A 15865-nucleotide genomic window follows, 5' to 3' on the forward strand; every position below is an offset into this window, starting at 1 on the left:
TTGTCATTTTATCAGGGTATATTTTACAGGGAATACACAAAGCTCCCATGCGCGCTGAGCCGGATCGCCTGCCCACAGACCTGGAGACGGACAATCCGCTCTGGCACTTTGCTCTGACGTTCTGGAATATTCCGGGCGTCGAATCGGCTTGCCTGGCGTTACAGCAGAAAGGCTGGAGTGTGACACGGATTCTCAGTGCCTGCTGGCTTACCATAACAGGCCAGAAGTATGCCGACCGTGAAGACAATACGGTAACAGAGTGGCGAATCCATGTAACCGAGCCACTGCGCTCGGCCCGACAATACATACCCCGAAATCATCCGGGTACCAACAGCCTGCGGGGCGACATTGCCCGCACTGAGCTGGAAGCAGAACGGATTGAGCTGGCCCTGGTCTATCAGAGCCTCGCCGAAACCCAAAAAGAGAACGCCGGCATGTATGGATCGGAACAACTGGCCCGCACCAACCTCGAAGCGGCCGCACCGGAGACGGCAATGGACTCGGAGACCCGGCACACAGTGGACGCCCTCAGCCGTAGCCTGATGACCTTCAGTGCCGGGAATCGGGAGTCATGATGATGAAATGGCTCATCCGACTCGCCTTTCCCGCACTCGGCGTGCTGCTGATGCTGATGTTCTTTGGCCTCAATGCGCCGGAACCCAAGGTCACCGACACCGCTCCGGAAGCGCAGGCCAAAGAAGAGATACCCGCCTTCGAAGGCCTCGTGCCCTCTCCGGTGCCCGTTGAGGGCCCGGACATCGTGTTCAAGTGGCAGGATCGTGACGGCAACTGGCACTACGCCGACCGGCCACCGGAAAATGGCCCCTGGAATGCACTCGCCATTGAACGCAAGGACAATGGCAGCCTGCCCCGCGCGGCGGATGCCAATCCTGAGACTGACTGGCAATCACCCTACAGCGCGCCATTTTCTCTGGCACCGATGCCGCCGGCCAATAACGGCAGCTGACGGTATTACCTGACCGGTTTCTTAACACATGTTCAGTGGCATCCCGCTACAGAACCGGTTACCTTTTGCTATTTCAAGTCATCACACGCGGGGGTCGATACCTCCCCGCCCAACAATACAGGACATTGAAATGAAGAAAGCTCTGCTCGCACTGGCAGTGACCGGCATCGTTGCCGGCTGCTCCACTCAATCCGACTCCGCAAAAGACCCGAGCCTGGAATCCACCGACCAGAAGGTCAGCTACGGCATGGGCCTGGTGCTCGGTGAGCGCATGAAGAACGATCTGCCTGACCTGCAGATGGATCAGTTCCTCCAGGGCATCGAGCACGGCCACGAGGGCGACGAGGAAGTCAGCCGCATGAGCCGCGAGGAAATCCAGGAAGCGCTGATGGCTTATCAGCAGCAGCTGCAGGAGCAGGAAAGCGCGAAAGTGGAAGAGCTGGCCAAGAAGAACAGCGAAGCGGGCGAGGCCTTCCTGGCCGAGAACGCCGAGCGTGAGGGCGTGGAAACCACCGATTCCGGCCTGCAGTACGAAGTGCTGGAAGAAGGTGACGGCGAGAAGCCGGAGGCAACCGATCAGGTCAAGGTCCACTACACCGGCGAACTGCTCTCCGGCGAGGTATTTGACAGCTCGCGCGAGCGTGGCGAACCGGTCACCTTCGGCCTCAACCAGGTCATTCCGGGCTGGACCGAGGGGCTTCAGCTGATGAACGAAGGCAGCCGGGTAAAACTCTACATCCCATCGGATCTGGCCTACGGTCCGGGCGGCAACCGCGGCATCGGGCCGAACGAGACCCTGGTGTTTGATGTGGAACTGATTGAGGTAAACCCGGAGTAAGTCCGGCCCTCATCCACTGCAGCTCCGCCGGATGTGCGGAGTCTGCAGGGGTGTTTCGCTACTGGTGACGGCAGCAACCCCCGGCGGCATTCAGGCGGACGACATGACCTTGTCGGCATGGGCGTTATGCAGGTGCTCGATCAGGTAATCTTCCATCTCGAAGCGACTTTCCAGAATTTCCCCCAGCTCGGACAATTCCGAGAATAACTCCCGCACTTCCTCTTCGGTCAACGATTTACCGTTCAGCCGGTCGTTGAAGTTCAGCGCTGTCTCCGTGGTCTGGGCGATACGCGGATACAGTTTGGCAGCAAGTTCGAGGCCGCCGTCGTTGAATTCCCGCGCCTCCTGGATCAGCTGCTCGTAAATCTCGAAGTGGCCCGCCGACACGTAGTCCACCAGCACTTCGCACAGCCTGACAAATTTTTCCCGCAGGGCTTCGGTCTGGGAGTAATCGCTCTCCCCCGACAGATCACAATAGTGTACGAGCAGTTCCTGACGCTCTTTCAGCCAGCGATCAATCAGTTCGCTGACACCGCCCCAACGTTCCCTGGCATTACGGCAATTTTCCAACATGACGCCCTTCTCCGGTTACCTGACAAAGCCTGTGTCGAGTTCATTTTTTGTTATGTCGAGAGTCAAGGTACCCCATGCCTGCAGTTGCCCGCAACCGTTTCAGGCACCACCCGACTCAGACCTTTCGCCAGTACGAAAAGCCAGCGCCAGGCCGGTGATCACCACCAGCGAGAAGAACACCGCGGTCCAGCCGGGAATGCTCAGACCGAGAAAACGCCAGACCACTTCAGCGCAGTCACCGGTGCCACGCAAGGCGGTGGTCAGCACTTCCGTCAGGGGCAGCACATCGAGCATGTAATCCACCGACGGCCCGCAGGCCGGCACCTGATCTTCCGGCAGGCTCTGCAGCCAGAGTTGCCGCCCGGCCACCGCCAGACCCGCCCCGGCAGTCAGCGCCATCAACAGACCGTAGACCCGGATGCCGAAACCGCGGGGGTTGTGCAGCACCGCCAGCAGGCTCACCAGCCCCGCCCCCATGAACCCGAAGCGCTGCAGCCAGCACAACGGGCAGGGTTCCAGACCCATCACGTGTTCCATATAGAAGGCCACACCCAGCAGTGCGGCACACACAACAAAGATTCCTGAAAACACCAGCCTGGACGTCAAAAGCTCACCTCGGGATTAACATGCGGGCGCGAGCCAGCTCCGGCGCCTCTGCGCTCAGGGGAGTGCTGCAAGCAGCTCGCGGGCCTGCTATTCTGCGACAAACCGGACGGTCATCGCCGTTGACCTGCCACTAAACCCTAAACCATAGGGAACTTCAAGCCTATGACATGCGAGCCAAAGCGCCTGCTGCTGATCCTGTTCTGCCTGGTAATCGCCATTCCTGTTTCCAGCGCCTTCGCGCAAGAGGAATCACCGGAGGAGGTTCAGGAGGAACAGTCGGAAGCGAAGATTACCGACTACATCGAGATGGATCCGCCGTTTGTCACCCACGTCGGCGAACCGGGCACCAAACTGACGTATCTGAAAGCGGCAGTCACCCTGCGCGCCTCGAAAGAAACCACCCGGCCAGCGGTGGAAGCACACATGCCGCGCCTGCGCCATGAGCTGGTGATGCTGTTTGGCGAACAGACCGATATCGAACGACTCGCCAGCGGCGAAGGGCAGGCTGCCCTGCGGGAGGAAGCGACGCGGCGCATCAATGCCGCACTGGCGGAACAGCAGACCGGTGAAGTCGTTACCGGGGTGCTGTTTACGGAATTTGTGGTACAACGCTGAGGCGTGACCGGAAGGTCATCGGCCGGTTATCAGGCAATGCGGGAGAACAGGTCATCGCCATCAGGCATCTGCTCACGGGCAATCTGGCCGGCGTCTTCCCAGCCCGCTTCCCAGGCCGCAATGGCCACCTCGCCCCGGTAGGGGCAGCGGCTGCGCTCCATGCCCATGGACGCGGCCAGGTAGCCCTGCCGGTATGCCTTGTTGAGCGAGTCAACGTTCCAACCCAGCTTGATGTCTCTGGCCATGCCGGTTCTCCCTGATGCCTGAATGCCACTGAAACAGACAGTGACACGGTTGCAACAAAACGTAACAGCAGGGTCAGAACCTGACAAATTTTTGTTCAGGTTCTGTGCGACAGGTCCGGCCAGCATGTGACAGGCCGCCAGATCGCGGTCGGTCAGGACGCCAGATACTCCTTCAGGAAGTCGTCGAACGGCTGGGTGTCCGCAGACTCCATCGCGGCCTGCTCAGCCAGAGAAGCCTCACTCATCTGCTCGAAGTCTGCCAGCGGCGTTTGTGCGAACTCTTCCTCCCGCAGGGCCTGCTGATGCTGCAGCGATATGGCCTGCACCCAATCACGGTGCCCCAGCCCCGAGTCTGCCATGGCCTGCGTCACCCGCGCGGAGGGAATCAGCTGCGGCGATTCCAGCTTGGCGCGCTGAGCCTGCAGGGCGGTGCGGTAGGTGTCACCGCCGGTCCAGCTGTCGAGGCGCTCGGCCAAAGGCTCCAGGCCCGCCAGTAGAGCGTTGGCGGCCTCGCCGAGCGGCGTTCTGTGCCCGCCCTGGCACAACGCCAGCTCAAGATTGCGACCGTGAGCCACCACGTCCTTGTAGTTATCGTCCAGACGCTCGCACTCCGCGTCACCGATACGCGGGCTGTCGGACAGCAAACAGTCAAGCAGGAACAGGTCGAGGAAGTCGATCTGGGTCGCCGAGACCCCGACTGCCGAGAACGGGTCCAGATCCAGGCAGCGCACCTCAATGTACTCCACACCGCGGGATTCCAGGGCCTGAATCGGCTTCTCTTCCCGCTCGGTGGTGCGCTTTGGCCGCACCGCGCTGTAATACTCGTTTTCTATCTGCAGCACACTGGTGTTGATCTGCACGAACGCATCCCCGCGGCGGGTGCCGATCGCCTCGTATTCCGGCCACGGGGTATGGATCGCCCGGTCCAGGGTACGGGTGTAGGTACTGAGTTCGTTGAAGCAGATGTTCAGGGACGACTGGGCATTGTTGTGGTAGCCCAGATCCCCCATTCTCAGCGAGGTCGCGTCGGGACCGTGCCAGGTATTCGGGTTGAAGCGGGACAGGTCATGCTTCACATTCGCCACGAAACTGGCATCCAGTGCCGGTGACGCACCGAACAGCAGCATCAGCAACCAACTGCGACGACGGAAATTGCGAATCAGCCAGAAATACTGGTCGGACTTGAAATCCTGCAGGCTCTGCCGGTTGTCCAGTGCCCCCTGCCACAGGGACCAGAAGCTGTCGGGCAGCGACAGGTTGTAGTGGGCCCCGGCAATGCTCTGCATCATCCGTCCGTAGCGCACCGCCAGGCCCTGTCGGTAGACGTGTTTGAGGCGCCCGATATTGGAGGTGCCGTACTCGGCAATGGGAATACTGGCGTCACCATCCAGCTCACAGGGCATGCTGGCGGCCCAGAACACTTCATCACCGAGCTGGCGCTGCACAAAGCGGTGGATATCCCGCAGCGAGTCCAGCATGGCGCCGGTGGAGCTGCACACCGGGGTAATCAGTTCCAGCAGTGCTTCGGAATAGTCGGTGGTGATCGCCGGATGGGTCAGCGCCGAGCCCAGGGCACGCGGGTGCGGGGTCTGAGCGATGAAGCCGTTGCGGTCGACCCTCAGCCCTTCTTTCTCGACACCCTTGAGAAAACCGCCCCAGTCGCTGGCCGAGAACTGATGAAAAAGTTGATGGCGGGAATCTGCCATGGATGACTCCTGCTACGGCAGGCTCCGCCTTGTGAGCCGAGCCTGCCTGTGGAATGGGTACGGTGCCGTCCGTTAACGGCTGTCCTTGCGGGCCGACGCCAGCGCCTGGGCCAGCGCGCCAGCCATGGCGCCTTTCTGCTGGTCCTGCTGGCCGCCCTGAGCGCGGCCATGACGGCCACCGGTACGGTGTTCATTGCGGCCCCGGCCAGCAGCGCCGCCAGCCTTGCTGTCAGACTTCTCTCCGGGCTGGTCATCCATACGCATCGACAGGGCAATCCGTTTACGGGGAATGTCCACATCCATGACCTTGACCTTGACGATGCCCCCCGCTTTCACCACCTCACGGGGGTCTTTCACAAAGGTGTTCGACAGCGCCGAAATATGCACCAGGCCGTCCTGATGCACGCCGATATCCACAAACGCCCCGAAATTGGTGACGTTGGTGACCGAGCCTTCCAGTACCATGCCCGGCTTGAGATCACCCAGGGTTTCCACCCCTTCTTCGAAGCTGGCAAACCGGAACTCCGGACGGGGATCACGCCCCGGCTTCTCCAGTTCTGAAATGATATCCTTTATGGTCGGCAGACCAAACTGCTCTGTCACGTAGTCCTGCGGGTTCAATGAGCGCAGGAAAGACGCATCACCGATGACTCCTTCTACCTTGCGGTTATTCTTCGCGGCGATGGCTTCCACCACGCCATAGGCTTCCGGGTGCACCGACGACCGGTCGAGCGGGTTTTCGCCACTGGCAATCCGCAGGAAGCCGGCGGCCTGTTCGAAGGTGCGGTCGCCGAGCCGGGACACTTTCAGCAATTGCTTGCGGTTCTTGAAGACACCGTTCTGGTTGCGAAAATCGACGATGTTCTGGGCAATACTCTGATTGAGACCGGATACCCGGGCCAGCAGAGGAACCGACGCCGTATTCAGATCCACACCAACGCCGTTCACGCAGTCTTCCACCACCGCATCCAGGCTACGGGCCAGCTGCACCTGTGACACGTCGTGCTGGTACTGGCCCACACCGATGGACTTGGGCTCGATTTTCACCAGCTCCGCCAGCGGGTCCTGCAGGCGACGGGCGATGGACACGGCACCGCGCACGGTGACGTCCAGGTCCGGCAGCTCTTTCGAAGCGAATTCCGAGGCGGAATAGATGGAAGCACCGGATTCACTCACCACAATTCTCGCCAGTTTCAGCTCGGGGTACTTCTTGCACAGGTCCGCCACCAGCTTCTCGGTTTCCCGGGACGCGGTGCCGTTGCCAATGGCGATCAGTTCAATGCGGTACTCAAGGCACCAGGCCGCCAGTTGTTCGATGGAGCGATCCCACTGGTTCTTCGGCGCGTGGGGAAAAATGGCGCCGTGGCCGACCACCTGACTGGTGCCATCAATGACCGCCACCTTGACGCCGGTACGCAGGCCGGGGTCGAGGCCCAGGGTCGGGCGCGGGCCGGCCGGGGCCAGCAACAACAGATCCTTGAGGTTGTTGGCAAACACGTTGATGGCTTCGGTTTCGGCGGCTTCACGCACCTGTGCCATCAGATCGGCTTCAATCTGGGTGGAGAGTTTTACCCGCCAGGTCCAGCGCACCACATCCGACAACCATTTGTCCGCCCCGCGGCCGTTATCCCGCACATTCCAGCGCGCAGCAATGCGCTGCTCCGCCGGATGGGGCTGACGGCGGTCATCTTCGGCGTCACCCACCACAATGGCGTAACCCAGAACACCCTCGTTGCGGCCACGCAAAATCGCCAGCGCCCGGTGCGAAGGCACTTTCTTCAATGGCTCGACGTGGTCAAAGTAATCGCGGAATTTGGCGCCTTCGTTTTCCTTGCCCTCAATCACGGTGACCTTGAGTTGACCATTCTGCCAGATGAACTCCCGCAGGTTGCCCAGCAGCTCGGCATCCTCAGCGAACCGCTCCATCAGGATATACCGGGCGCCATCCAGGGCCGCTTTGGTGTCGGCCACGCCGGCTTCGGCGTTGAGGTAACCGGCGGCCGTGGCTTCCGGGTCCAGAGTGGGGTCATCGTACAGAGCGTCCGCCAGCGGCTCGAGGCCGGCTTCTTTCGCGATCTGCGCCTTGGTGCGGCGCTTGGGCTTGTAGGGCAGATACAGATCTTCCAGACGGTTCTTGGTATCGGCATCGTTGATGCTGGCCCGCAGCTCGTCGGTCAGCTTGCCCTGTTCCTCGATGCTGTTGAGGATGGTGGAGCGGCGGTCTTCCAGCTCCCTCAGATAACGCAGGCGCTCTTCCAGGTTGCGCAGCTGGCTGTCGTCCAGCGAACCAGTGACCTCTTTGCGGTAACGGGCGATAAATGGAACGGTGGCACCCTCATCCAACAGGGCGACGGTGGCATTGACCTGTTGCTCGCGTACACCGAGCTCTTCGGCGATACGCCTGGAGATACTGTTCATGCAACCTCTGTAATGCGTTCTGGATCAAAGCGCAAAGGTACAGCGGCTTACTGCTGCAGGCAAGCAGCCTGGCTCCGGTTGTGCAGGAAATGCACAAGATCCTGCCACGGCATGGGACGGGCGTAATAATAGCCCTGGATTTCATCGCAATGTTGCTGGCGCAGAAACTCCAGCTGCCCTTCGGTTTCCACCCCCTCGGCGACCACGCTGATCTGCAGGCTGTGGGCAAGGCTGATGATGGCGCGAATGATGTGTTCCGCGTCGGCGGAGTGCCCCAGTTCCTGCACAAAGGACTTGTCGATTTTCACCAGTGAAATCGGCAGATGCTGAAGATTGCTGAGTGACGAAAAGCCGGTGCCGAAATCGTCCAGGGCAAAACTGATACCGAGCTGGTTGAGTTCCCGCAGGCAGCGCTGGGCGTATTCCGGATCATGCATCATGGCGCTTTCGGTCAGTTCCAGCTCCAGCAGACTGGTATCCACATTGGCGTTGAAAATAATGCGGAAGATGGTCTCGGTCATCTTGCGATCGTGGAACTGGCGGAACGACAGGTTGACGGCAAACACCAGCCCCGGGAACCCCAGCTCCGCGGAGGTCTGCAGACGTTTGCACGCCTGCTCGATGACCCAGTAACCGATAGGCACAATAAGACCGCTGCGCTCGGCCACCGGAATGAACTCGTCCGGCCCCACCAGGCCTCGCTCGGGATGGTTCCAGCGCACCAGACACTCCACCCCCCGTACTTCCTCGGTGGCCAGGTCGATCCGCGGCTGGTAGTAGAGCTCGAGTTCATTGCCCCGCAGGGCATTGCGCAGGTCCGCCTCGAGACGCAACTGATAGCCCGCAGTGATGTGCAGTTGGCGGTCGTAAAAACGGTAACTGGTGCCAGGGTCACGCTTGGCTTCAAACATCGCGCGGTTAGCGCGGCGCATCAGGTTCTCCGGACTGTCACCCGCCTCCGGATAGGTGGCCACGCCCAGACTGGCACTGACCACCACGCTCTGGCCATCGACCGTGACCGGATCGTTGAGCGCACTCACCAGCTTGCGGATGATCTGGGTAATGTCGAGGGAATCTTCCACTTTCTCGACAATGATGGCGAGTTCATCGCCCCCGATCCGCATCAGCGAATCCACCCGACGCAGACTGTGGCGCAGGCGCTCGGCCAGCTTGAGCACCAGCTGGTCACTTTTCTGATAGCCGAAGGATTCATTGAAGCTGCGAAAATCGTCCAGATTCAGGTGCAGCAGCGCCAGCCGGTGCCCGCCACGCTCGGCCCGCAGCAGCGCCTGCTGCAACCGGTCAAAGAACAGGTCGCGATTGATGAAGCCACTGGCCACCTCACGCCCGAGATGGCCATGGGCGGAGCCGGCCAGTTGCCCGCGATACCACAGACATTTGACGGAGCGCGCCAGGCTCCAGCTGTCCAGCGACTGGCGGCATAGGTAATCGGCGGCTCCGCTGGCCATCAGTTCCGGCGCACGCTCGGCACTGGTTTCCCCGCTGAGGGCTAGCACCGGCTTATCGTTACTGGCGACGTTCAGATAATCGAGAAAGGCCGCTTCGGAATCACCGTGGAACACGCAGTCCCAGAGGATGACATCAAAATGGGTGTGGCGAATCAGGTCGTCACAGTCGATCAGGTCGGGACACCAGACCAGATCCGGTAACAGCTCCTGGTCTGCTGCCAGCAGACTCTGCAACCACAGGAAGTCCGGGTACTCCGGCGTCAATACCAGCAATCGCACCTGGCTGGAACTCATTGTTTCCATTGGCAGTGTCATTAAAAGCGCCTGATAATCCGTGAAAAACAGCATCCGGTTACCCAAGGATAGCCGATAGATCGGCAAGGTACAGAAAGTGATGCTGGTGTAGAATGCGCGGATGAACAAACTCAACCCCAGACAGAACGAAGCAGTGCGCTATGCCGACGGCCCCCTGCTGGTTCTGGCCGGCGCCGGCAGTGGCAAAACCAGCGTGATCACCCGCAAAATCGCCTACCTGATTGAACAGCTGGGCATTCCGGGCCGTCACATTGCTGCCGTCACCTTCACCAACAAGGCCGCCCGCGAAATGAAGGAGCGGGTCGGGCGCATTGTGGACCGCAAACAGACCCGCGGACTGATCGTGTCCACCTTCCACAACCTGGGTCTGAACATGATCCGGGAGGAGCATCCGCACCTGGGGTATCACCCCGGCTTTTCGATCTTCGACGCCGAGGATGCCAAAGCCCTGTTACAGGACCTGATGATGCGGGATGACACCGCCGACGCCGGCGATGAACTCTCCGACATCCAGATGACCATCTCCTCCTGGAAAAACGCCATGCGCGGCCCGGAGGAAGCCTGGAGCAAGGCGGCGGATGAGCGCGAACAGCGCATCGCACTCATCTACAAGCGTTACAACGAATACCTCAAAGCCTACAACGCAGTGGATTTTGACGACCTGATCCTGCTGCCGGTGCAACTGTTCCGCAGCCACCCGGACGTGCTGGCCAAATGGCGCCGCAAGATCCGCTACATGCTGGTGGACGAGTATCAGGACACCAACGTGTGCCAGTACGAACTGGTCAAGCTGCTGGTGGCGGAACGGGCGGCCTTTACCGTGGTGGGTGACGACGACCAGTCCATCTATGCCTGGCGCGGCGCCCGTCCCGAGAATCTGGCGCAGCTCAAGGAAGACTTCCCCAGCCTGAAGATCGTCAAGCTGGAGCAGAACTACCGCTCCACCGGCCGCATTCTGCGCAGCGCCAACACGGTGATCGCCAACAACCCCCACGTGTTTGAGAAAGCGCTGTGGAGTGACCACACCATCGGCGAGGAAATCCGCATTGTTCGCTGCCGCAGCGAAGACGCCGAATCCGATCGGGTCGCCACCGAAATTCTCGACCAGAAACTGAAGAAAGGCCTGGCCTTCAAGGATTTCGCGGTGCTTTACCGTGGCAACCACCAGGCCCGCTTGCTGGAAATGAAGCTGCAGGCTTACCAGATTCCCTACCACATCTCCGGCGGCCAGTCGTTCTTCTCGAAAAACGAAATCAAAGACGCCATGTCCTACCTGCGGTTACTGATCAACCCGGATGATGACGCCGCGTTCCTGCGGGTGGTCAATGTGCCGCGACGGGAAATCGGGCCGCGCACCCTGGAGCAGCTGAGCCACTACGCCCGCGCCCGCAACGTCAGCCTGTTCAAGGCGCTGGGTGACATGGGCGCGGAAACCCACGTCACCGAGAAGGGGCTGGACCGGTTACGGCGCTTCGCCCACTGGGTCGATTACATCTGTGAACGGCTGCACCGGGAAGATCCGGTGCCGGTGATCAAGCAGCTGTTTACCGATATCGAGTACGAGGAATGGCTGCACCAGCACTCCGGCACCCCGAAGCAGGCGGAACGCCGCATGGAGAACATCTGGTATCTGGTGGAATCCATCCGGCGCATGCTCGACGACGGCAAAGGTACCGCCGACGAACTGGGTATCGAAGACGCCATCAGCAAACTCATTCTCCGCGACATGATGGAGCAGCGTGAGGAAGAGGACGACAGTGATAAGGTGCAGCTGCTGACCCTCCATGCCTCCAAGGGTCTGGAATTCCCCCACGTGTTCATCATGGGGCTCGAGGAAGAGATCCTGCCCCACCGGGCCAGCATCGAGGAAGGCAACATCGAGGAAGAGCGGCGGCTGATGTACGTGGGCATTACCCGCGCCCGAGAAACCCTCACCCTGACCTACGCCGCCCAGCGCAAGCAGTATGGCGAGAAAATCGAAACCATTCCCAGCCGATTTCTGGATGAATTGCCAGAGGACGACCTGAAGTGGGAAGGCCTGGGCGACCTGGATGTCGAGGCCAATCAGAAAAAAGGCAAAGCCACTCTGAGCGCCCTGTTGGGGGATCTGGGGGCCTGACACCCAAATCCTGTCTAACAATATTTCAAAAAACTGCCAGACAACTGAAACTTTTCTGTCTCCCAATTCGTTATTGACAGGGGGAAGGTGTTTTTCGCCTTGCCTCTGTTCATAACAACAATTTCGAGGAGCACAGGATGCACTGGAACCACAAGCGACTAAACCAACAGATCGGCGCTGTGCTGGGCACACTTGCCCTGACCGCCGCACCGGCAACTGCCCTCGCGGAAACGCAGCCGACCTTCAAAGCCAATTACTCACCCGCCGGCACCTTCAGCCAACCTTTTGCGGAACCGACCATTATTGTTGACGGCCAGGCCGTGGAGACGGACGAAAAGTGCGTTGAAAACGCTGCTGGGCTGGCCGAGTGCAAGCCCGCGGCCGGAACCATGGCGCTGCTGGAGGACGGCCGGATTCTCTACCTCAATGCTCTGGAAGGCACTGAGAATGTTGAGCTGTCTATTGTTGCCGAGTTTGGCGAAGTGTCTGTCAACGACCAGAGCCGAGTCCTGTCGCTGGGCGACAACGACGAGCCCCAGTGGCTGAAGCCTAACCCGCTACGCGCCGGCGCCAACCCCGACGGCGCTGACAGTGAAACGCTGTTCAACAACACACCGCTGGCGGTGCTGGATGGCTTGCTGGATACTGCCGACAACACCGCCAAGAACGACGGCGCGCTGTTCTGCTCCGACGTCGTCGGTCTGGCCGACGGCAGTGTCATGGCCGTGGGCGGCACCGATTACTACTCCGAACCCGGCGTCGACGGCCTGCCGCTGGGGGTTGCCGAACTCGAGGGCATCAAGAACTCCCGCATTTTTCATGCGCAAACCAACAGCTGGCTCCAGAGCGGGGATATGACGTACGGGCGCTGGTACCCCTCGCTGGTGACCCTGCCAGACAGCCGGATTCTGGTGGCCAGCGGCGTTGAAAAACTGCTCAAGCCGGTCTACCCGAGCGACCCCCTGAATTCCGGCCGCAACATCGTACAGACCGAAGTCTACGACCCCTGCACCGGCACCTGGAGCGTCAACCCGTCCACCGCAGACCGATCGCTGCCGCTGTATCCGCGCATGCATTTGCTGCCCAACGGCCACGTGCTCTATAACGCCGGCGGCCAGGCTTTCAATCCGTTCGGCCAGGGCTACGACCAGGCCCTCTGGAACATTGTCGCCACCTTCAATCCGCAGGACCAAAGCTGGACCGATCTCGGCTACGCCGGCCTGCCACTGAGGCTGGACGAAATTGGCCTGGGTGAATTGGCCAGCACCCTGAACGTCACCAACCTGTCGCTGGAACAGGGCGCATCTCTGGTGGGTGATCTGTTGGGGTCCGCCACCAACCTGCTAAGCGCCGCGACACAGCTGAATGTCGACGAAGAAACCCTGAAAACCGCCATCGCCGGTGGCATGCGCGGGTCCACGTCGTCCACCATGCTGCCCTTGAAACCCAATGAAAACGGCGAATACACCGACGCCGAATTCCTGACTGCCGGCGGCGTTCCCAGTTACGCACTGCTGACCAACCCGGGCGGCTATCTGCCCACGGACCAGAGCCGGATCGACACCGTGCGCACCAATGGCGACGACATCGACTATGAATCCCGCCTGACCGGCTCACTGAACCAGCCGCGCTGGTACGGCACCAATGTGCTCATGCCCGATGGCGCAGTCATGATTTTCAGTGGCGGTAATCGCGACGGGGTCGTCGTACCCGGGCTGGAGGGTCCGATAAAGACCGCCGAACGGTTCGACCCGGAGACGTCGACCTGGACGGAAATGGCCACCGGCATTCGGCCGCGCACCTATCACAACACCGCCATTCTGCTGCCTGATGGCCGGGTCATGGTTGGTGGCCACTCACCGATCAACACCGCTTACCTGCGGTTTGTCGACTTGCAGGACTTCGGTCTGGCCCCGTACGACGGCCGGGATCCCAGCTTCGAGATCTATACACCACCGTACGCCATGCGCAATGACCGGCCGCAAATCCTGTCGGCACCAGACACCTTAATGCCCGGCGACGCGTTTACCATCCGGGTGGATCAGGCCGAAAGTATCGACAAGATTCTGCTGATGCGCCGCACAGTAATGACCCACGCGGTCGACAGTGACCAGCGGGCTATCGAATTGCCGGTTCAACACCGCAATGGCAACAACCTGCGACTGAAAATGCCGGAGACCAGCAGCGTCGTGCCCGCCGGAAAATACATGCTGTTTGTCAGCAAAGACACCGAAGAAGGCCGTGTGCCCTCTGTTTCCGCACCCATCACCGTGCAGACGGCCGGTTCGCTCGAGTGCAGCGGTGACCTGCAGATGGTCGACGACACCGAGGAAGCGGTCGAATCGCCGACCACCGACGAAACCGGAGACGATAGCGACGGCCCCATTCGAAACCTTCTCGGCAATCTGTTCGGGTAACGTAAGGAGGCATCATGAGCAAAACTGATCGCACGTCCGGAGTTCGCCTGGCATTCCCCGCCCTCCTGGCGCTCGCGCTCGCCCCTGTGACCGGGGCCGCGCTGGCCCACCAACCACCGGGCACCACCGGTGCCCCGGAGGGGATCACTCGAGCGACGATTACCGACGAGGGTGGCATCAGCGTCATGAGCGCCATGGTGCTGGACGCCCCAAAGCCGGCCTTGATGATCCGCTATCACGGCGAGGAGGCGCTGACCGTTTACGACGGTGATAATAAGCCCTTCCTGCGCTTCACGGAGAACCGGGTCGAGGCACACGTCCAAAGCAGCCAATGGCAGGTCCTGCCCCAAAGCCGGGGGTACCAGTCAAAGGGCAACACTACTTGGGTGCAGGTGTCCGGTTCCGGCAATTTCGGATGGGTCGACCCACGGCTATCACTGGCGGGCGGCGGCCATTCGGATGAAACCGCTGGCTGGCGAATACCGGTTACCCAGGGTGACCAGCAGGCCTCAGCCATCACCGGCCGACTGACCTGGCGCCCGATTCAGGTACAGGCATCCCAGGCCAGCCACTAACAAAAAGCCCCGCCAATCGGCGGGGCTTTTTCTAAGACAGGATCCGATGGTGCGGATTACTCCACTTCCGACACCATGTACTCAACCGCTGCCTGAATTTCCTCATCGGAACAGTTGCCGCAACCGCCTTTCGCCGGCATGGCATTGAACCCATTGATCGCGTGGTCAACCAGAGTTTCCAGGCCCTTATCCACACGGCCACCCCAGGCGCCTGCATCGCCCAGCTTGGGCGCGCCAGCCGCGCCAGTGCTGTGACAGGCCGTACAGGCCGAGTCATACACCTCGTTGCCGCTGCGCGGACCGGAGCTGGCAGTCGCCGCCGGCGCTGCCTCTGAGCCGCAGTCCTCACCCTGTACGCAGACTTCGCCTACCGGTGCAATGCGTGCACGAATTTCATCTTCAACACTTGCCGTTACGGCACCCGCTGTCAGGCCGAAGCCAAGCACTACAGCAGCCAGGACTCTCTTCATCTTCACAATGCACCTCGCATCAGAGCGTTATAATAATCAGTGAACGCATTATAGCGATTGCGGCAGGGCAAAAAAACCAATGGGCAAAATCAGCACGGAATTTCAACCGTTTTCATTGCCGTTACGTAAGCATCTGGGTCTTTGATGGCCATTGCAGTTACCATGGCAGCCAATCATTCGCGGAACCGTAGTCTATGCGCCAAACCGAAAAAACCAGCCACCCTCTTCGCAAGCCCTTACTGACGCTGGAATTTGCCTCACTGGCCATCCTGTTGATCTCCATGGCCTATTTCTCTCACGTCGCGGACGACGGAGCGACGCTCAGCCCAATCCTGCTGCTGATTCCGGCCGTCGCCAGCCTGGCGGTTTTCTGCAGCTTCATCGGGCTGATGTATCTGCGCTGGGTCGCCGTTGCTGAGGCCGGCGAGAAAACCCGCCACAAGATTATTTTTTCATTGCTTGCCGTGACGTTGCTCGGGGTGTGGAGCTACGCGATCTTCAACACCTGGGTCAGCCTTACCGCCTGACAGGG

15 protein-coding genes are annotated in these 15865 nt (G+C 60.5%); 8 read left to right on the forward strand and 7 right to left on the reverse strand.

Features of this window, described 5'->3' with window-relative positions; all coding sequences use genetic code 11:
- Positions 1-47: 47 nt before the first annotated feature.
- The 3 genes from DYI22_RS15410 (at position 48) to DYI22_RS15420 (ending at position 1805) form a co-directional block, all read left to right on the forward strand.
- Complete coding sequence (locus DYI22_RS15410; RefSeq protein WP_213478969.1) at positions 48-575, forward strand: TIGR02444 family protein; 528 nt, start codon at positions 48-50, stop codon at positions 573-575.
- On the forward strand, positions 572-967 hold the full coding sequence (locus tag DYI22_RS15415) for a DUF4124 domain-containing protein (protein ID WP_213478970.1): 396 nt from the start codon (positions 572-574) through the stop codon (positions 965-967). The genes DYI22_RS15410 and DYI22_RS15415 overlap by 4 nt, the downstream gene beginning before the upstream one ends.
- A 130-nt stretch (positions 968-1097) precedes the next feature.
- Positions 1098-1805, forward strand: coding sequence for an FKBP-type peptidyl-prolyl cis-trans isomerase (locus tag DYI22_RS15420; RefSeq protein WP_213478971.1), 708 nt, complete (start codon positions 1098-1100; stop codon positions 1803-1805).
- A gap of 90 nt (positions 1806-1895) precedes the next feature.
- Here the strand turns inward: DYI22_RS15420 and rsd are convergent, their stop codons facing one another.
- On the reverse strand, positions 1896-2378 hold the full coding sequence (rsd, locus tag DYI22_RS15425) for a sigma D regulator (RefSeq protein ID WP_213478972.1): 483 nt from the start codon (positions 2376-2378) through the stop codon (positions 1896-1898).
- A 99-nt stretch (positions 2379-2477) separates the two neighbouring features.
- Positions 2478-2984, reverse strand: coding sequence for a disulfide bond formation protein B (locus DYI22_RS15430; protein WP_213478973.1), 507 nt, complete (start codon positions 2982-2984; stop codon positions 2478-2480).
- Between the two features lie 162 nt (positions 2985-3146).
- Here DYI22_RS15430 and DYI22_RS15435 point away from each other — a divergent pair, with 162 nt between their 5' ends.
- Positions 3147-3599, forward strand: a complete 453-nt coding sequence (locus tag DYI22_RS15435) for a flagellar basal body-associated FliL family protein (RefSeq protein ID WP_213478974.1) — start codon at positions 3147-3149, stop codon at positions 3597-3599.
- Positions 3600-3628: 29 nt separating this feature from the next.
- Here the strand turns inward: DYI22_RS15435 and rmf are convergent, their stop codons facing one another.
- The 4 genes from rmf to DYI22_RS15455 all read right to left on the reverse strand — a co-directional run bounded on the left by rmf (position 3629) and on the right by DYI22_RS15455 (position 9752).
- Positions 3629-3844, reverse strand: a complete 216-nt coding sequence (gene rmf / locus DYI22_RS15440; RefSeq protein ID WP_213478975.1) for a ribosome modulation factor — start codon at positions 3842-3844, stop codon at positions 3629-3631.
- A 152-nt stretch (positions 3845-3996) separates the two neighbouring features.
- Positions 3997-5550: a glutamate--cysteine ligase gene (gshA, locus tag DYI22_RS15445; RefSeq protein WP_213478976.1), complete on the reverse strand. Its 1554-nt coding sequence runs from the start codon at positions 5548-5550 to the stop codon at positions 3997-3999.
- Between the two features lie 72 nt (positions 5551-5622).
- Entirely contained in the window at positions 5623-7968 is a 2346-nt protein-coding gene (locus DYI22_RS15450) for a Tex family protein (RefSeq protein WP_213478977.1), read from the reverse strand.
- A gap of 47 nt (positions 7969-8015) precedes the next feature.
- Positions 8016-9752, reverse strand: coding sequence for a putative bifunctional diguanylate cyclase/phosphodiesterase (locus DYI22_RS15455; RefSeq protein ID WP_213478978.1), 1737 nt, complete (start codon positions 9750-9752; stop codon positions 8016-8018).
- Between the two features lie 100 nt (positions 9753-9852).
- Between DYI22_RS15455 and rep the strand changes: the two genes are divergently transcribed.
- From rep to DYI22_RS15470, 3 genes are all read left to right on the forward strand, one after another.
- Positions 9853-11871 (forward strand): DNA helicase Rep, encoded by a 2019-nt coding sequence (gene rep / locus DYI22_RS15460; RefSeq protein ID WP_213478979.1) that lies wholly within the window; start codon positions 9853-9855, stop codon positions 11869-11871.
- A 137-nt stretch (positions 11872-12008) separates the two neighbouring features.
- A complete protein-coding gene (locus tag DYI22_RS15465) occupies positions 12009-14288 on the forward strand; it encodes a galactose oxidase early set domain-containing protein (protein ID WP_213478980.1) in 2280 nt (759 codons plus the stop codon).
- A gap of 14 nt (positions 14289-14302) precedes the next feature.
- Positions 14303-14863 (forward strand): hypothetical protein, encoded by a 561-nt coding sequence (locus tag DYI22_RS15470; RefSeq protein ID WP_213478981.1) that lies wholly within the window; start codon positions 14303-14305, stop codon positions 14861-14863.
- A gap of 56 nt (positions 14864-14919) precedes the next feature.
- Here the strand turns inward: DYI22_RS15470 and DYI22_RS15475 are convergent, their stop codons facing one another.
- On the reverse strand, positions 14920-15333 hold the full coding sequence (locus DYI22_RS15475) for a c-type cytochrome (RefSeq protein WP_213478982.1): 414 nt from the start codon (positions 15331-15333) through the stop codon (positions 14920-14922).
- Between the two features lie 194 nt (positions 15334-15527).
- On the opposite strand from DYI22_RS15475, the gene DYI22_RS15480 reads away from it, so the two are divergent.
- Entirely contained in the window at positions 15528-15860 is a 333-nt protein-coding gene (locus DYI22_RS15480) for a hypothetical protein (RefSeq protein ID WP_213478983.1), read from the forward strand.
- Positions 15861-15865 lie beyond the last annotated feature (5 nt).

This window comes from Marinobacter lipolyticus, assembly GCF_018424605.1.
Lineage (GTDB): Bacteria > Pseudomonadota > Gammaproteobacteria > Pseudomonadales > Oleiphilaceae > Marinobacter > Marinobacter lipolyticus_B.